The following is a 15,785-nucleotide window of genomic DNA, read 5'->3' as shown; positions in this document are numbered from 1 at the left end:
CAGCTCCTAGCGATAGCTATCTATTCCCACCTGACGATTGACCGAATTTTGCTGCACCACGGCACTGACCGCGAGTGATCGATTATCTGAACCCTGTCATTTTAGTGATTTGTGATTAATCTAAACTGACGCAACAGTCATGGTTCCAGAACCAGATCGCTCGATCGCGGAGTTCCCGTGAGCTAATTTCTTTGAGAATAATCCACCCTGATCAAGGTTTTTCATTCATTGTTTGTCTAAATATTTTCAAAAGTGTGAACGATACCCGAAAATCGCAATTTTTTTGAAATTATTGTGAATTTTGGTTTGTTTTTGGCGATTTCTGCAAAGCAAGCCTTGAGAAAATCAATTTTTCTCAGACAAGGATCTCGAAGGAGTCTTTAGAGTTCCTCAAGATTACGATAGACCAAATTTGAAAAATCGGGGGCCGCCGCCACTCCCTGCGCCGGGGGCAATTAGGTTAATGGCTCACTCTACAAAGATGAATTGATACAAAAAAATTTACAAAAACAATCGAAGTTCCCCAAATTAGTTCACTCAACTCAAGTTTGATCATCATCTCCCAGGCCAGCTCCCTGCAGTCCACTGTTATTCAAGGCTTCTTCCAGGGCAACGGTGCGCTGATCGGATAAGCGAATAACACAACGATCGCCCGTTGATTGCAGACTTTGTTCAAAGGCACAGGCGCGATCACGAAACCGAATCCAGGCTTCTTCGGCCGCAATCAGGCGCGATCGCTGGCTGCCCGACTGGGCTTGCAACAGGGCTTGGTAGGCCCGATTTAAAGCCGCATCCGAAGCGGGTTGGCTGAGGCGGCCGGCGGGAGGAGTTGTGCCTCGGCGATAGGCCTGCAAATCGTTCAGCCGCTCCTGGGTCACGATCTCCTTGCAGCTCCATTCGATCAACGGTTGCATGGAGCCGCCCTCAAACTCGCCAGACGCAAAAGCACAGTGGCGATCGCGGAAAACGATCCAAGCCTGCTGGGCGCTCACCAGTTGTTGCTGTTGGGGGGCACTGAGCCGGACGATCGCCCGTTGGTAGGTTTGATTTAAGGCGCGATCGACCCGTTCCCAGCTTTCATAGGCACAGCGATTCATGGTGGTTTGATCTTGCGGATCCCGACAATCAGAAGCCTGGGCCACAGCGGGCAAAACCCCCACCCCAACAGCCATTCCCACCCCAGCGATCGACCCAACGAGCCATAGCCCCAACCATCCGGCGGCCCATCGTTGGATTCGCGGCTGAATCCAAGTTTGGGAATGATTGTGCGAATTCATCTCTGAATTCATCTCTAAGTCCATCTGCGAACTCATTTGCGAACTCATTTGCGAACCAGTTTTTACCAATGATTGCGCCAGTGGGTGGTGCAACATGATTCGATCCCCATATTTGCTGACTTGTTCAATGCTGATGAGATTCGTTGTCCAGTTGATGCCTATTCAATCACTTGGGATTCACGTGGGATTTGAGGGGATTGGATTTTGAGGGAATGGGATTATCGAATCTTCAAATCGAATCCTTCAGTTAAATCCATTAATCGAATCTGTGGCTCAGATCCAGGATCATGGTCTAGCGATCAATACTTAGTAATAAATACTTAGCAATGTCAGATTGCTGATCAACTATTTTGATCAGTTCTGATCAGTCACGATCGCCCGTTGCCATCCGCCTCATAGTCCTTATACAGCCCCACAGCGCGATCATCCTCCGGATCATTGACCCAAAACTCTTGATTGGCCCTCGCGATTGGCCCTCAAGGGGATCCTCAAATGTCAGGGATTAGCAATAAGCCATACTTAGACCCTTCATCGGAGTTTCCAAGCATTTGCTTATAGATTTTCCCTTTTGAACCCAGTAATCTTAAAAACAACTAAAGCATTCTTAAACTTGCATAACAGGATTGCATTGCTGCATTGTCTGTTTCAGACTCCGCGGCCCAAAATTCTGCGCCCGAAACCCGCTATTCGTACCCTGATTCCCATGGAAAACGCCTATGGATCGCTGGATTATCGATAACCTTTGGCTGGTGCCAACCTACGCCCTCTTTGGCGGGTTGTTGGCCCTGCTTTGGTCGCCGGCCTTCATTCGGCGCACTGGCCCACGACCAGCGGGCTATTTCAACATCCTGTCTACGGGCCTGGCGTTTTTACATAGCGCGATCGCCCTGCCCCTGATCTGGAACCAACCGGAAGCCACCATTTCCTTTAACTGGCTGGATGCGGCGGGGCTGAATGTGGATCTTGACCTCAAGGCTTCCGTGGTGAACGTGGGCACGATGGCCCTGATTTCCGGGATTACCTTCCTGGCACAACTGTTCGCCGTCGGCTACATGGAAATGGACTGGGGGTGGGCCCGGTTTTATTCCTTGCTGGGCTTGTTTGAAGGCGGCATGAGCCTGCTGGTGCTCTGCGACTCGGCATTCTTCAGCTACATCGTGCTGGAAATCCTGACCCTGGGCACTTACCTGCTGGTGGGACTGTGGTTCAGCCAGCCGCTGGTGGTGACCGGGGCGCGTGATGCGTTCTTGACCAAGCGGGTTGGGGACTTGGTGCTGCTGATGGGCGTGGTGGCGCTGCTGCCGATCGCCGGGACTTGGAACTTTACGAACTTGGCCGCGTGGGCGCAGACGGCGGAACTCGATCCCACCGTGGCGACCCTGTTGGGCCTGGCCCTGGTAGCGGGCCCCCTCGGGAAATGTGCCCAAATCCCGCTGCACCTGTGGCTGGATGAGGCGATGGAAGGGCCGCTGCCCGCGTCGATTTTGCGAAATGCGGTGGTTGTCCCGATCGGGGCTTGGGTGTTGGTGAAATTCCAGCCGGTGATTGCCCTGTCGCCCGTGGCGGTGACGGTGGAATGGTCGGTGGGCTTGGTGACGGCCCTGCTGTGCAGTGCGATCGCGATCGCCCAAATCGATATCAAGCGCGTGCTGTCCTACGCCACCAGCGCCTATATGGGCTTGGTGTTCGTGGCGATCGGCTTTGGCCAGTCTGACCTGGCCCTGCTGCTCTGCTTGACCTATTCCGTGGCCATGGTGTTGTTGACCATGAGCGCTGGCTGCGTGATTTCCAACTGTGTCACCCAGGACGTGACCCAACTGGGTGGCCTGTGGCCCAAGCGACCAGCGGCCGGCCCGGGCTTCTTGGTAGGGATGCTGGGCTTGGTGGCTGTGCCGCCCTTGGGCTGCTTCTGGTCGCTGTCGGCCCTGGGTGGTGCGTTGTTGGCAGCCAATCAGCCGTTGATTTTTGCGGCCCTGCTGCTGATTAACGCCATGACGGGCTTCAGCCTGATGCGGACTTTCGGGCTGGTGTTCTTTGGCCCCGAGTCGCCCATGACCCAGCGCGCCCCGGAAGTGCTCTGGCCCATGAGCTTCCCGACGCTGGTGATGGTGGGGGTGGTGTTGCATACGCCGCTGTTGCTGATCCAATGGCAGATTTTGCCGAGCCTGGGCATGACGGAGGCGATCGCCCTGGCAACCTCGTCTCTGATTGGGTTGGGGTCGGCGGCGGCGCTGTACCTGAATCCGCAGGTGGCTAAGCCGGTGCATTCGATTCCGGCTCCGATTCGCGATTTCTTTGCCTATGACCTCTATACGGCCAAGCTCTATCGCAACACGATCGTGCTGGTGGTGGGCGCTGTGTCCGGCGTGCTGTTCTGGATCGATCGGTTCATTGTCGATGGCTTTGTGAATGCGGTGGGGGCCCTGACGGTGGTAGGCGGCCAAGGCTTGCGCTACAACACCACGGGTCAAGTGCAGTTCTATGCCCTGTCGATTCTGTTGGGGGTGGTGCTGTTTGGGGCGCTGGTCGCTTGGCCGATTCTGGCCCCGGCGGTTCCCTAGGTTCCGATCGGCCTCGATTGCCGTGGGGCCAACCTATGGGGGCGCACGGCGGTGCGCTCCTGCCCGGAACCCAACTCAGTTTCGTAGGTTGGGTTGAGCCTTGCGAAACCCAACGCGATCAACCGAAGCTTTACAGATGTTGGGTTTCGTGCCTCAACCCAACCTACAATTTGCCCCCTCGGGATCCGGGTTTAGACCGTCGCTTCATTACGAGCCGTCAATCGCAGCAGTATCACAGTAAACGCCTATGTTGAGCGCATTGATTTTAATTCCGGCGATCGGGGCGGCCCTGGTGGGTCTGTGGCCCGGTCAGCCCAACTCTGCCCTACTGAAAAAGGTGAGCCTGGCCATTGCCAGCGCGATCGCCCTGTGGACGTTGTATTTATTTGCCAAGGTCGATGTGAATGCGATCGGGGCGCAAATGACCGAATATTTGCCCTGGGTTCCGCAACTGGGCTTGAGCTACAGCCTGGGTGTGGATGGGTTGTCGCTGCCGTTGGTGGGCTTGACCGCCCTGCTGGCTTGGATTGCCATTTGCAGCAGCGATCGGGATTTGCAGCGGCCCCGGCTCTACTACGCCATGATTTTGCTGGCGATCGCCGGGATTAACGGCGCATTCCTGGCTCAGAACCTGCTGCTGTTTATCCTGTTCTACGAGCTAGAACTGATTCCCTTCTATTTATTGATCGCAATTTGGGGCAGCGAACAAAAACGCAGCTACGCCGCCACCAAATTTCTGATCTACACCGCCATCTCCGGGATTCTTGTCCTGGCGGGCTTCCTGGCCCTGACCTGGCTCAGTGGTTCCACCAGCTTTGACCTAGGCCAGATCAACATCAATAATCTGTCCGAAAATGCCCAACTGATTTGCCTGCTGCTGTTGGTGGTTGGCTTCGGCATCAAGATTCCCCTCGTGCCGCTGCACACCTGGCTGCCCGATGCCTACGTGGAATCGTCGCCCGCCACCACGGTGTTGCTGGGCGGTGTGCTGGCCAAACTGGGCACCTACGGCTTGCTGCGCTACGGCTTGGGTCTGCTGCCCGACGCTTGGGGGACGATCGCCCCGGGTCTGGCGCTGGTGGGCGTGGTCAGCGTCATGTATGGCGCATTGACTGCGATCGCCCAAAAGGACATTAAGCGAATGGTGGCCTACAGCTCGATCGGGCACATGGGCTACATCATCGTGGCCGCCGCCGCCCTCAACCCCCTGTCGTTGCTGGGTTCTGTGGCCCAAATGGTCAGCCACGGCTTGATCCTGGCGATTTTGTTCTACCTGGTGGGTGTGATTGAAAAGAAAGTCGGCACCCGCGACCTGGACAAGCTGAACGGGTTGATGAGTCCGATTCGCGGCTTGCCCCTGACCAGCGGCCTGTTGGTGCTGGCGGGCATGGCCAGCGCGGGCATCCCCGGGATGGTCGGCTTTGTGGCGGAATACATGGTGTTCCAAGGCAGCTTCACCACCTATCCCGTGATTTCGCTGCTCTGCATCCTGGCTTCCGGGCTGACGGCGGTGTACTTCGTGATTTTGCTGAATCGCACCTGCTTTGGCCGCCTGGACAACGCCACCGCCTACTACCCCGCCGTGCGGTTTGATGAGCACTTGCCAGGTCTGATTTTGACCGGGCTGATCCTCTGGCTGGGGATTCAACCGAGCTGGCTGGTGAAGTGGATCGAGCCGACCACGGACGCGATGATCGCCGCGATTCCTACGGTGAACCAACCGGTGGCGATCGCCCCGACCAAACCAGCCCGAAAGGCCCCCGCGATCGATTAATCGGTTACTCGGCGACTCAACCAGACAAGGGGCTTAAGCCCCTTGCCCCCGCTTTACCGACCGGGTGCAACGCTTGCGCCCCTCCCGAAACGTCTCTGAAACCTTGGAAATTTCCCCACAACATCATGGTTCAGACCCCAATCAAACCGGACACCGCCCCCAAAATCCCCCCGTCGCAGCATGAATTTGCGGAAGTCATCCATCGCCTGGAAGCGGGCGGCGCAATGTTGCCCGACACGCCGGAAAACCTGATGCAAATCATCGGGATTTACAAGGCCTATGCCGTGCCGATGGACTTCTATTGGCGGGACTTGCTCTACATCGCCGAAGAAGTTTTCCTGAATCCGTTTCCCTTCTTTAAATATTTCCTACCCCAGAAATATTTAGACTTACCAAACCACTACGCAGGCGACACCGCCGACCTGCGAATTTGGCGCGGCATTGCCACAGCCCACCCGGAATTGCTCGAATTTATGAGCAAGGGTGAAACGATTAAAATGCCGAAGCTGTTCCATCACCTGTGGCACGATCGGGTGAACATGGAATTCGCCGAAGCCTGCATGAACGCCATGCTCTGGCATCGCAAAATGTATGCGGGCGTGAATCGGTTTGATGACTTTCTGAACACCGAGGAATATCGCCAAAACTGCGATCGCGCCATCAAAGCCTACTTCAAAGGCAATCCGATCATGTTGGGGATGTATAAACTCTTCCCCGAAGCCTTCATTGAACAATGCCGAATGATGTCCTACTACAGCAATTTGGGGCTGTTCTGGGAAATCATGGCTCCGGTGTTCTTTGAAATGTCAGACATCTACGATGAAGGCGGTTTCAAGGGTGTGCCCGATGCCATGAACTTCCTGATTAATGGCATCTTTGCGATCTCCGGTCGCCCCATCTATCACCGGGTGAATATTCGCGGCGAATGGTTTGATTTGGTGCCCAAAGATAAGGGCTTCATGTGGCTCTATGATGCTGCATTGCCCTACGTGGAAGCGGTGTTTTATCGCACGGCTCCGTTCCGGGGAACCAAGTCTTACAACGCCCAGGCGGGTCAAGTACCCAGCGAGCAAGCGGACTTCCATTACGGCATTCTGTACGCTGACGTATTCCCCGTCGGAACCGCCGGGATTCCGCCCACACAGTTGATGCAGGATATGTTGCATTTCCTGCCGCAATACCTGTTGGATTACTATCACCAACATTGCCGGGGCGAGGACGATATGTTGATTCAGCTCGGGATTACTTTCCAGCGATCGATGTATTGCGTCACCTCCGCCGTGATCCAAGCGCTGCGGGCAGCGTTGCTCTACCCATTGGATGACGAAAACCCAGAACACCTGATGGCAAACCGCAAATTCTTTGAGGCACAAATGGATCGCTTCAAGCGCCCCGAGGCTCGTCTGCGCGACATCCAAAATCGCGATTACCGCTAAGTTTCCTTCCTAAGAGTTGCTTGCTCTACTTGAGCAGCCAGGCGATCGGGTTAGTGTGTCCCACTAGCCCGATTTTTTATCTGTTTGAATTCTGTTTAAATCTAGATACAGCTAAATGTGGGTCTTAGCCAACGATCGCTCTGCTGTTTCACTCCCTTGGCGGTTTAGGGCTTGCCAATTGGCGGCGATCGGCTCGAATGCACAATAGCAAGTAATCACTTCGCGCCCGCTATTGCTTATAAACTGTTCCACTTCAATCACAACCCAATCGCCGTCCCGACCATGGGTTACGCCATTACCCGGATCGGTCAAGTTGCTGTAGTCCCGTAGGCGATCGCCCGGCTTCGGCAATCGGTTAGCGCCGTAGTCCAGCTCCTGCGCCAACAAATCCGTTAAGCTGCCCCGAGGCATCAATCGCCGTTCTTCCCAGCCAGGTGCATCGGCCGCAGCTACATACAAAATCCGCCGATTTGGAATTAGTTCAGTCATCGCCTTTTTCCTCCTGCCAAGTTTCATCCATAAAACTGGTTTGTGGCCCTTCAAAAACGCAATCTACACCCAAGGCCATGCCTCCAGCAGCCTTCACAATATCTTTGAGTTTCCATTTATTTCGCTGGGCCATTTTTCGACAATCGGCAGGAGTAGCAGCCCCATGAACATTTTCGGTTTCTGGGTCGTATTCCCAACTTTTCTTGCTCACCAGCGATCGCCTCGCACGATTTCTGTTAATGGCTATTGAATGCTATCTACTATAGCGATTTTGAGAGTGTATACAGCCTTGATTTCAAACGATTGGCACGCTGTATCACAGATGCAATGAAGGGTAAGACTGATTTGCTAGGTGCTACCACTGTGCTTACTGAGCGAGGTAAAGGCTGTATCAACCTTGGAATACACTGGGAATTGTCTTTAAGTCGGTGGTTTATGCTGAGATCATTCATCCTTCGTCAATCGGCGATCGTTCTAGCTGGATTAGCCTTGGTTGCAACTCCCATGTCAGCGCAAACAGTTAATTGGGAACAATTGCGGCGAGCTTGTCCCCAAAATCCCCGAGCTTATGTGGGTTCAGCGGCTCAAACAGCATCTATGAAAGAAGCGGTTCGACGCTATCTTGGCGCAACTGCTGATAGTTTGGAGCACATGTCTGACCCAACAATTTATCGAGGTTGGGGTGATATATCTTTTTTGTCTGGTGAGATGTCTAACGCTCGCCAATTTTTGATTAACCCTAACGGTCGTGTCACTGAGTTGTCATTTTCACTGGACTTTGCTTCCGGCCAACATGACAATTACCGTTCATTGGAGCGAATGCGTAATTTAGGCGTTTCGCCCCAGGTAACAGCTTGTTTGCATGAAGGAGCAATGCTTTTTCATTTTTAGTGCTGTGGTTGGAGATGAATTGCAATGACTAGACCAAGCATTCTGCGTCCGGGGCAATCCTATAGCTTTCGGCAATATTTTGAGATGGCCTATGAGCCGGACGATATTTTGGCGGAGTTTGGTTATACATTGCAGCGATCGCGCCTGGTTTTGCCCCACAGCAATGCACCGCTCGATCGCCTGGAGGATCTGAAAACGCGCATTCAAGAGAGCTTGCCTTACATTAGCCTCAGCAGTGAAGCGGCTCGGCGGGAATTGTTAATTGCACCATTGTTGTTGGATGTGGTGCATTACACGCGGGCGCAACTGCGAATTGAATATCCCTTAATGGTTAATGAGCAACTGAAAGGCTCTCTTGATTATTATCTTTATGCGGCGCAAAAGCTGCTGGTGATTGAGGCGAAGAATGCTGATTTAGCGCGTGGGTTTACGCAGTTGGCGGTGGAGTTAATTGCGCTGGATCAATGGACGGATAGTGATCAAGATTATTTGTTGGGTGCGGTGTCTACGGGTGATGTTTGGCAATTTGGCCGCTTGAATCGATCGCAGAAGCAAGTGGAGCAAAGCCTAATTCTTTATCGTGTGCCTGATGATTTGGAGAGCTTGCTCCGAATTTTGGTCAAGATCTTGGAGCCTTGATATCCTAAGCCTCAGATATAAATTGCGTCGCGATCGATCCGGCGTTTCAGATAGGGATTCATGCGCGGGCGATAGCGAATGAGGTTGATCGAGCGTTGAAAAATCTGCCCTAAATCCGCTTTGATATCCACCATCGTGAATAGGTCAGGCACAGTCAATTCCAAAACGATATCGATATCGCTATTGGGAGTAGCCTCGTTACGAGCAACCGAACCAAAAATACCAAGCCGGGTTACACCATATTTTTGGTGAAGATTGGGAGCGAGTTGCCGAAGGGTAGCGAGGATGCGATCGCGATCGGGAGGGCTGTTAGGTAAGGTTGATATTGGTTCGGTCATTGTTGACTGGTTAACCTTTTATTCAACTCAAGTTTCCGGCTCTGGAGATCGAGAGCATCGATATTCTACTCATTCAATAATTGCTGTTGGCGATGCCAGGCCACGGAGAGGGCGCGGATTGCAGCCATTTCTTCGGCGGGGATTTTTTCCAGATGTTTCAAAATCAGGCTCATGCGCCCCTGCGATCGCAGTTTGCTCTCGTGCCGTGCCAGGAAATCCCAATAGAAAAAGTTAAACGGACAAGCTTTCGGGCCGGTGCGATCGCGTGGGTTATAGCGGCAACCTTTGCAATAGTCGCTCATCCGATTGATGTAGTTCGCTGAGGCGGCGTAGGGCTTGGAAGCCAGCACCCCACCATCGGCAAATAGCCCCATGCCAATCACATTGGTTTGCATCACCCAATCGTAGGCATCAATAAAAACCGCGTGGAACCAGTTTTCAACTTCCTGGGGATTCAGACCAGCAATCAGGGCGAAATTCGACAGCACCATGAGCCGTTGAATGTGGTGGGCATAGCCGGTGCGATCGACCTGTTGCAGCACCTGGCGCAGGCAGTTCAGATCGGTGTTGCCGTCCCAAAACCACTGGGGCAGGGCATGTTGGTGGTTAAACCAGTTGCGATCGGGGTAGGGCGGTTCCTCGTCAGCCTTCAGCACTTGCAGGTAAATGCCGCGCATATATTCCCGCCAGCCCAGCACTTGGCGAATGAAGCCTTCGACGCTGGCGATCGGCAGGCCCCGATCGTGCCAGGCCTTTTCGGCGGCAAAGATTACCTCACGGGGGTGCAGCAAGCCGAGGTTGAGATAGGGCGAGAGCAGGGCGTGCCACAGGGTGTCCTGGCCCGTCACCATCGCGTCTTGGTAGGGGCCAAAAGTGCGGAGCCGGTGGGCGATGAAGTGGTCGAGTACGTCGAGGGCACGCGATCGGGTGGTGGCCCAGCGGAACGAGTCGATCGATCCATAGGTGGGCAAATCAAGCGATCGCACCTTTTCAATCACCGTCAGCACAATTTCATTGGGCGCGAACTCCGGCGGCGCGGGCGGATGTAGCGGCCCCTTGGGTGGTTGGCGGTTGTCCTTGTCGAAATTCCACTGGCCGCCGACGGGTTTGGAACCCTCCATCAAGATTTGGAACCGTTTGCGCCCTTCCCGATAGAAATCTTCCATCAGGAAACGTTTTCGGCTGCCAAACCAGTTCGCTAGCTCTGTCTCGCTCCAGAGGAATTGATTATTGGGAATTTGCTCCAGTTTGCAGGGTAAATCGAGCTGATTCAGGCTTTGCTGAAAGGGCCGATCGACCGGAGCCATCACCAACAGCCGATCAATTTGGTGTTTGATCACCCAGGCACGCAGAGGCGTGGCGAAATCTTCTGCCTCGGCCCAGGTGGCTGGCCAGCCCATATCCTGCAACTCCCGCACAAAGTGGCGCATGGCCGACCAAACCAGCACCAACTTTTGGGCATGGTAGGGCCGTTGGCGCACGTGGGCCAGGGACTCGATCGCGATTACCGGAACCCGTGCCCGATCGCCCGCACAGGCCACCAACGCCGCCTGCTCGTGCCACAGTTGATCGCCCAAAATCCACACCCCCGTTTTCATGGGGATGCTCAATTGCTGGAGTTCCGCACCCATTACGCCCTACCGATTTCTGACGGATTCTCGACCGATTTCTATTGCTTGACTGATTTCTACTGCTTGTGCGCCTAAGCAGGTGCTCCTAAGCATCGGTGGGCCGATCGCCCCGGTTCCCCTGCACCCAAAGCTGCACCATCAGCGCCAACAACCCCAGGGCCACAAAGCTAAAGACACAGGTTCCCAGGGTTCCCACCCCGACCACCAAGGTACGCACCGCACCGCCAATGCTGAGGGTGAGGCGGTTGGTGCTGGTGATGGGGTGGGCGGCAAAGGTTTGGGCAATTTTATAGGTCAGTGCGCCGGCTCCCACCGCGATCGCCGCCGAAATTCCGGAACCCCCCAGGCAATCCAGGGGTGAGGGCATTTTCTTGGCGGGAGGTTTGGGGGTGGTTTTGCTGGTTGTGGGGTTGGGTTTGGAGGTCATGGCAAGGCGGCGCTAAACGCTGACTCCCCTTAATTTACAGCCGATCGGGTCGTTCCCACCGCGCAAAGGCAAATCCCGGGGTGATCGGGGGGATTTCCCTTTCAGTCGCGTCAGTGCAGAGTGAATCGGGGTGAATCGGGGTGAATTAGAGGCCATTGGGGGGCAGTCGGAAACCCATCATCCCCCTGATTGCGGAATCACTTCCCATAGCTCGTTACAAATCAGTTGCAGAACTTCATGAAGAAATTCAAAAACTTCATCAAGTTTTCTGTGAGATTAAAAAGAGGTTCCATCTCCATTTTGAGCTTTTCAAAATCAAGTTCCAGCACAATCAAACACCTTGGGCATTTGATCCCTATTTTTGCCTAGTGATTCCCTAAAGATGTTCTTAAGAATTGCTGGAATAAAGTCAGTGCAAAATCCTTTCCTCTGATGAAGTGGTTTTGACCATGATTGTTTTCCTTCAAAGAAAGAAAAAAGCTTGTCTTTAAAGGCGATGAGCGCTCTCCAGAAAGCCTGTGAAATTGCAACAAGTTCCTTTAGCCAAGTTGTTATAAATGTCATCACTCGATCGCGCGATCGATAAGACAAGTTGAAAATTCCGATCGCAACCGGGGGATCGGCCTAGGATGCAAGCAGTTGCGCGGAAGCGAACGCGTATGAAAGTTGCGGTTGTGAAAGAAGTGGCGCTGGATGAACGGCGCGTGGCCCTGGTTCCCGACGTGGTAGCTCGTTGGGTCAAAAAAGGGCTAGCGATTGCCGTGGAAACCGGCGCGGGAGAACGCGCAGGATTTACGGATTCGGCCTATGAAGCGGCGGGCGCAACAGTGACGAGCGATCGCGCTCAACTGTGGCAAACGTCGGATTTGGTAACGAAGGTTTTGCCCCCCACCGATGAGGAACTGGGTTGGCTGAAGTCGGGATCGATGTTGATGGGCTTTTTGGAGCCGCTCGATCGCCCTCAGTCCATCAAAACCCTGGCAGAACGGGGCATCACAGCGATTTCCCTAGAATTCGTGCCCCGCAGCACCCGTGCTCAGGTGGCGGATGCCCTTTCGTCTCAGGCCAACGCAGCCGGCTACAAGGCTGTGCTGTTGGCGGCGGCGGCCCTGCCCAAATATTTCCCCATGTTGACCACAGCGGCGGGAACCATTCCGCCGGCCAAGGTGCTGGTGTTGGGTGTGGGTGTGGCCGGGTTGCAGGCGATCGCCACCGCCCGCCGATTGGGGGCCGTGGTGGAAGCCTTTGACATCCGCCCGGAAACCCGCGACGAGGTGCAAAGCCTCGGGGCCCGGTTTGTGGAAATGATGATCGAGGAAGAAACCAGCGGGCAAAACGGTTATGCCAAAGCGGTTTCCGATAATTTGCAAGCTCGGATTCAAGCCACCGTGGCTGAACGGGCGATCGGGGCTGACGTGGTGATCACCACCGCCAAAATTCCCGGCCGCCGCGCTCCCATCATGATCACCGCCGATGCCGTGGCCCAAATGAAGCCCGGTTCCGTGATTGTGGACTTGGCCGCAGAACAGGGTGGTAACTGTGAATGCAGTCAACCGGGCCATGACCATGTGGTGAATGGGGTGCAAATTTTGGCCCCGATGCATTTGGCCGGCACGGTCACCACCCACGCCAGTATGCAATACGCCAAAAACTGTTCGTCCCTGTTGGACTGGTTGATCAAAGATGGGCAACCGGTGTTCAACTTTGCTGATGACATTTTGGATGCGGTTTGCATTACTCACGGCGGTGAAATTCGCAACGATCGGGTGCGAAGTTTGGTCGCCACCCTCTCAGAAACCCCTTCGGCTGAATCAATGGTGTTGGCCTCATGAGTGAAACCTTGGTAACGGGTTTGGTGGTGTTTGTTTTGGCCTCCTTTGTGGGGTTTGAAATCATCAACAAAGTGCCTCCCACGCTCCATACCCCTTTGATGTCCGGTGCGAATGCCATTTCTGGAATTGCCGTGGTGGGGGCAATTTTGGCCGGCGGCGCAGCACAGCTCAGCGGCCCCACCATTCTGGGCTTGGTGGCCATTGTGCTGGCCATGGTGAACGTGGTTGGTGGCTTTTGGGTAACCGATCGAATGCTGCAAATGTTTAAGAAATAGCCTGACAGCCACTTGAAGCAGCCACTTGAAAAGGCCTGAAAAAGGCTTGAACTTGAAAAGGCTTGAAGACAACCTGAGAAGCAATCTCCAAGCTCCCCAGCAATGACCCTTTCCTAAACCGATCGCCTGACTCGATTGCCCAACCGTTCCATCGCCCAATGGCTATGTTTCATCTTCAAAATGGGCAAGCGATGGGAGCAGAGGTCAATCGAAGTCAGTCGATACAAAGTCAGGATGCAATTGAGGGTTTGATGCAGGGGATCAGCAAGGGTTGAATTCCGGGGTTCAATTCAAGACTTAACTCAACGCTTCGTTCAACGCTTGGCTCAATGAAAGGCTGGAATTTTGAAGCATCCTGAGACCAAAGGGCGAGGACATAAGGAATGATCGATGGACTTGTATCGGGTGTTTTGCCCGCTGAATGGTGGACAACGATCGCCCGGCTAAGCAACTTGGCCGCGGCGGCCCTGTTCATTGTGGGGATCAAAATGTTGGGATCGCCCGCCACCGCTCGCCGGGGCAACTGGCTGGCGGCCGTGGGCATGGCCATGGCGATCGGGGTGACCCTGCTCGATCGCTCCGCCGTGAACTACGGCGCACTCTTGGCCACCCTGGTGGCGGGATCGGTGGTTGGTCTGATTGCCGCCAAGCGCGTTGCCATGACCGACATGCCCCAGATGGTGGGCTTGTTGAACGGGTTGGGCGGCGCGGCCTCGGCCCTGGTGGCAGCGGCGGAATATTGGCGGATTGTGAACACGGGCGCACCGGTTCCCACCGACACAGCCGTGACCGTCATTGCCGGGCTGCTGATTGGGGGCGTGACCCTCACGGGCAGTTTCATGGCCTTTGCCAAGCTGCAAGGACTGGTGACCGGCGCACCCATCACTTTCCCCCTGCAACAACCGGTGAATTTCGGCTTGCTGGTGGGCTTTTTGGCCAGCGGTGCTTATTTGCTGATTCACCCGGGCGATTTGACGGTTTTGTGGCTGCTGACGGGCATTTCCCTGGTGCAGGGGGTGTTGGTGGTGTTGCCGATCGGGGGTGCTGATACGCCGGTCGTGATTTCGCTGCTGAACTCCCTGTCCGGGCTGGCGGCCAGTGCGGCGGGTTTTGTGTTGGGCAATGAAATGCTGGTGATTGCCGGGGCGCTGGTAGGCGCTTCGGGGCTGATCTTGACCCAAATCATGTGCAAGGCCATGAACCGATCGCTAACCAATGTGCTCTTTGGGGCCTTTGGCAGCGTCAGCACGGCCACGGGCGGCGGCGGTAGCGGCGATGCGGGTTCCCACACGGTGCGCTCGATCGACCCGGAAGAATGCGCCATGATGTTGGGCTATGCCCGATCGGTGGCGATTGTGCCCGGCTATGGCATGGCGGTGGCCCAAGCCCAGCACGCCGTGCGGGAATTGGCCGATCAGCTCGAACGGTTGGGTGTTGATGTGCGCTATGCCATTCACCCAGTGGCGGGTCGGATGCCGGGCCACATGAACGTGTTGCTGGCGGAAGCCAACGTGCCCTATTCCCAACTGTGCGACCTGGACGACATTAACCCGGACTTTGAACGGGTGGATGTGGCGCTGGTGATTGGGGCCAATGATGTGGTGAACCCGGATGCCCGGGACAATCCCCAAAGCCCGATCTACGGAATGCCGATTCTGGAGGTCGATCGCGCCAAACACACGATCGTGATTAAACGCAGCATGAACCCCGGATTTGCCGGTTTGGATAATGCGCTCTTCTATGAAGACAAGACGATGATGCTGTTTGGCAGTGCAAAAGAAAAAGTGTCTGAGCTGGTGGCCAGCGTTAAGGAACTGAGCTAGGAATTAAACAGACCATCATCCCCGATCGGGATTGAAAAGCAGGTTCGGAGTGTGGGTTGGCTGTGCGGGCTTGTTGTGTCAACTGCAACCTGCGCTCCGGATGAGCCTTCGCAATCATTCAAGGCTTGAATCATTCAAGGCTTGCAACCCAAGGGTGCGGGGATGAGTCTTTTAATTCAATCAGTGCATGGACCAATCAACATATGGGGGCGATCGCCGTTCCCATCATGAGCCGAACTGGTTTGGAGAGCTTGAGCGATCAATCACGATCCCGCAACTTTCCCGATCGTTCGGCTTGACCTATGCAAAGGTTGAAATCGACTGAGGGTAGCTTTGCTCAGGCCCGTTAGTACCGTCTTGCGAGATGGGCTAGCGGTGTGGGCTGTGGGCTG

General features: G+C 54.8%; 15 protein-coding genes. 8 read left to right on the top strand and 7 right to left on the bottom strand.

Annotation, left to right across the window (positions count from 1 at the left end; genetic code table 11):
- Nucleotides 1-542 precede the first annotated feature (542 nt).
- Entirely contained in the window at nt 543-1,277 is a 735-nt protein-coding gene (locus VPK24_RS11625; protein ID WP_393013457.1) for a lysozyme inhibitor LprI family protein, read from the bottom strand.
- 716 nt (nt 1,278-1,993) lie between these two features.
- On the opposite strand from VPK24_RS11625, the gene VPK24_RS11620 reads away from it, so the two are divergent.
- From VPK24_RS11620 to VPK24_RS11610, 3 genes are all read left to right on the top strand, one after another.
- On the top strand, nt 1,994-3,838 hold the full coding sequence (locus VPK24_RS11620) for an NAD(P)H-quinone oxidoreductase subunit F (protein ID WP_393013454.1): 1,845 nt from the start codon (nt 1,994-1,996) through the stop codon (nt 3,836-3,838).
- Between the two features lie 247 nt (nt 3,839-4,085).
- A complete protein-coding gene (locus VPK24_RS11615; RefSeq protein ID WP_393013452.1) occupies nt 4,086-5,612 on the top strand; it encodes an NADH-quinone oxidoreductase subunit M in 1,527 nt (508 codons plus the stop codon).
- 125 nt (nt 5,613-5,737) lie between these two features.
- Nucleotides 5,738-7,048, top strand: coding sequence for a CO2 hydration protein (locus VPK24_RS11610; protein WP_393013449.1), 1,311 nt, complete (start codon nt 5,738-5,740; stop codon nt 7,046-7,048).
- 111 nt (nt 7,049-7,159) lie between these two features.
- Here the strand turns inward: VPK24_RS11610 and VPK24_RS11605 are convergent, their stop codons facing one another.
- Both VPK24_RS11605 and VPK24_RS11600 read right to left on the bottom strand, forming a co-directional pair.
- Nucleotides 7,160-7,537, bottom strand: coding sequence for a hypothetical protein (locus VPK24_RS11605; protein WP_393013447.1), 378 nt, complete (start codon nt 7,535-7,537; stop codon nt 7,160-7,162).
- On the bottom strand, nt 7,530-7,748 hold the full coding sequence (locus VPK24_RS11600; protein ID WP_393013444.1) for a hypothetical protein: 219 nt from the start codon (nt 7,746-7,748) through the stop codon (nt 7,530-7,532). Before VPK24_RS11600 ends, VPK24_RS11605 begins: the two co-directional genes overlap by 8 nt.
- Nucleotides 7,749-7,783: 35 nt before the next feature.
- Here VPK24_RS11600 and VPK24_RS11595 point away from each other — a divergent pair, with 35 nt between their 5' ends.
- Both VPK24_RS11595 and VPK24_RS11590 read left to right on the top strand, forming a co-directional pair.
- Nucleotides 7,784-8,428, top strand: a complete 645-nt coding sequence (locus tag VPK24_RS11595; protein ID WP_393013441.1) for a hypothetical protein — start codon at nt 7,784-7,786, stop codon at nt 8,426-8,428.
- Nucleotides 8,429-8,452: 24 nt separating this feature from the next.
- Entirely contained in the window at nt 8,453-9,067 is a 615-nt protein-coding gene (locus tag VPK24_RS11590; protein WP_190535539.1) for a hypothetical protein, read from the top strand.
- Between the two features lie 11 nt (nt 9,068-9,078).
- Here the strand turns inward: VPK24_RS11590 and VPK24_RS11585 are convergent, their stop codons facing one another.
- From VPK24_RS11585 to VPK24_RS11570, 4 genes are all read right to left on the bottom strand, one after another.
- The gene (locus VPK24_RS11585; protein ID WP_393013438.1) at nt 9,079-9,405 is read right to left on the bottom strand and encodes a nucleotidyltransferase family protein; all 327 of its coding nucleotides are present in this window, start codon (nt 9,403-9,405) and stop codon (nt 9,079-9,081) included.
- Nucleotides 9,406-9,470: 65 nt separating this feature from the next.
- Nucleotides 9,471-11,003, bottom strand: coding sequence for a cryptochrome/photolyase family protein (locus VPK24_RS11580; protein ID WP_393013683.1), 1,533 nt, complete (start codon nt 11,001-11,003; stop codon nt 9,471-9,473).
- A gap of 118 nt (nt 11,004-11,121) precedes the next feature.
- Nucleotides 11,122-11,463, bottom strand: coding sequence for a DUF3082 domain-containing protein (locus VPK24_RS11575; RefSeq protein WP_190530042.1), 342 nt, complete (start codon nt 11,461-11,463; stop codon nt 11,122-11,124).
- A gap of 315 nt (nt 11,464-11,778) precedes the next feature.
- Nucleotides 11,779-12,054, bottom strand: coding sequence for a hypothetical protein (locus VPK24_RS11570; RefSeq protein ID WP_393013435.1), 276 nt, complete (start codon nt 12,052-12,054; stop codon nt 11,779-11,781).
- Nucleotides 12,055-12,122: 68 nt separating this feature from the next.
- On the opposite strand from VPK24_RS11570, the gene VPK24_RS11565 reads away from it, so the two are divergent.
- The 3 genes from VPK24_RS11565 to VPK24_RS11555 all read left to right on the top strand — a co-directional run bounded on the left by VPK24_RS11565 (nt 12,123) and on the right by VPK24_RS11555 (nt 15,393).
- Nucleotides 12,123-13,295 carry a Re/Si-specific NAD(P)(+) transhydrogenase subunit alpha gene (locus VPK24_RS11565; protein ID WP_393013432.1) on the top strand — a complete coding sequence of 391 codons (1,173 nt, stop codon included), beginning with the start codon at nt 12,123-12,125 and terminating at the stop codon, nt 13,293-13,295.
- On the top strand, nt 13,292-13,570 hold the full coding sequence (locus VPK24_RS11560) for an NAD(P) transhydrogenase subunit alpha (RefSeq protein ID WP_099535096.1): 279 nt from the start codon (nt 13,292-13,294) through the stop codon (nt 13,568-13,570). Before VPK24_RS11565 ends, VPK24_RS11560 begins: the two co-directional genes overlap by 4 nt.
- Nucleotides 13,571-13,953: 383 nt before the next feature.
- Nucleotides 13,954-15,393, top strand: coding sequence for an NAD(P)(+) transhydrogenase (Re/Si-specific) subunit beta (locus VPK24_RS11555; protein ID WP_393013429.1), 1,440 nt, complete (start codon nt 13,954-13,956; stop codon nt 15,391-15,393).
- Nucleotides 15,394-15,785 lie beyond the last annotated feature (392 nt).

The sequence above is a fragment of the Limnothrix redekei LRLZ20PSL1 genome (assembly GCF_043235035.1).
Lineage (GTDB): Bacteria > Cyanobacteriota > Cyanobacteriia > CACIAM-69d > CACIAM-69d > CACIAM-69d.
Note: the sequence above shows the minus strand (reverse complement) of the source record. Positions and strands in the feature narration are given on the sequence as shown.

What these genes read in the sequence shown, in the direction of transcription:
- VPK24_RS11615 (WP_393013452.1), top strand. Translation starts at nt 4,086, where the DNA reads ATGTTGAGCGCATTGATTTTAATTCCGGCGATCGGGGCGGCCCTGGTG.
- VPK24_RS11625 (WP_393013457.1), bottom strand. Translation starts at nt 1,277, where the DNA reads ATGAATTCGCACAATCATTCCCAAACTTGGATTCAGCCGCGAATCCAA.
- VPK24_RS11610 (WP_393013449.1), top strand. Translation starts at nt 5,738, where the DNA reads ATGGTTCAGACCCCAATCAAACCGGACACCGCCCCCAAAATCCCCCCG.
- VPK24_RS11585 (WP_393013438.1), bottom strand. Translation starts at nt 9,405, where the DNA reads ATGACCGAACCAATATCAACCTTACCTAACAGCCCTCCCGATCGCGAT.
- VPK24_RS11560 (WP_099535096.1), top strand. Translation starts at nt 13,292, where the DNA reads ATGAGTGAAACCTTGGTAACGGGTTTGGTGGTGTTTGTTTTGGCCTCC.
- VPK24_RS11605 (WP_393013447.1), bottom strand. Translation starts at nt 7,537, where the DNA reads ATGACTGAACTAATTCCAAATCGGCGGATTTTGTATGTAGCTGCGGCC.
- VPK24_RS11580 (WP_393013683.1), bottom strand. Translation starts at nt 11,003, where the DNA reads ATGAAAACGGGGGTGTGGATTTTGGGCGATCAACTGTGGCACGAGCAG.
- VPK24_RS11590 (WP_190535539.1), top strand. Translation starts at nt 8,453, where the DNA reads ATGACTAGACCAAGCATTCTGCGTCCGGGGCAATCCTATAGCTTTCGG.
- VPK24_RS11575 (WP_190530042.1), bottom strand. Translation starts at nt 11,463, where the DNA reads ATGACCTCCAAACCCAACCCCACAACCAGCAAAACCACCCCCAAACCT.
- VPK24_RS11555 (WP_393013429.1), top strand. Translation starts at nt 13,954, where the DNA reads ATGATCGATGGACTTGTATCGGGTGTTTTGCCCGCTGAATGGTGGACA.
- VPK24_RS11620 (WP_393013454.1), top strand. Translation starts at nt 1,994, where the DNA reads ATGGATCGCTGGATTATCGATAACCTTTGGCTGGTGCCAACCTACGCC.
- VPK24_RS11565 (WP_393013432.1), top strand. Translation starts at nt 12,123, where the DNA reads ATGAAAGTTGCGGTTGTGAAAGAAGTGGCGCTGGATGAACGGCGCGTG.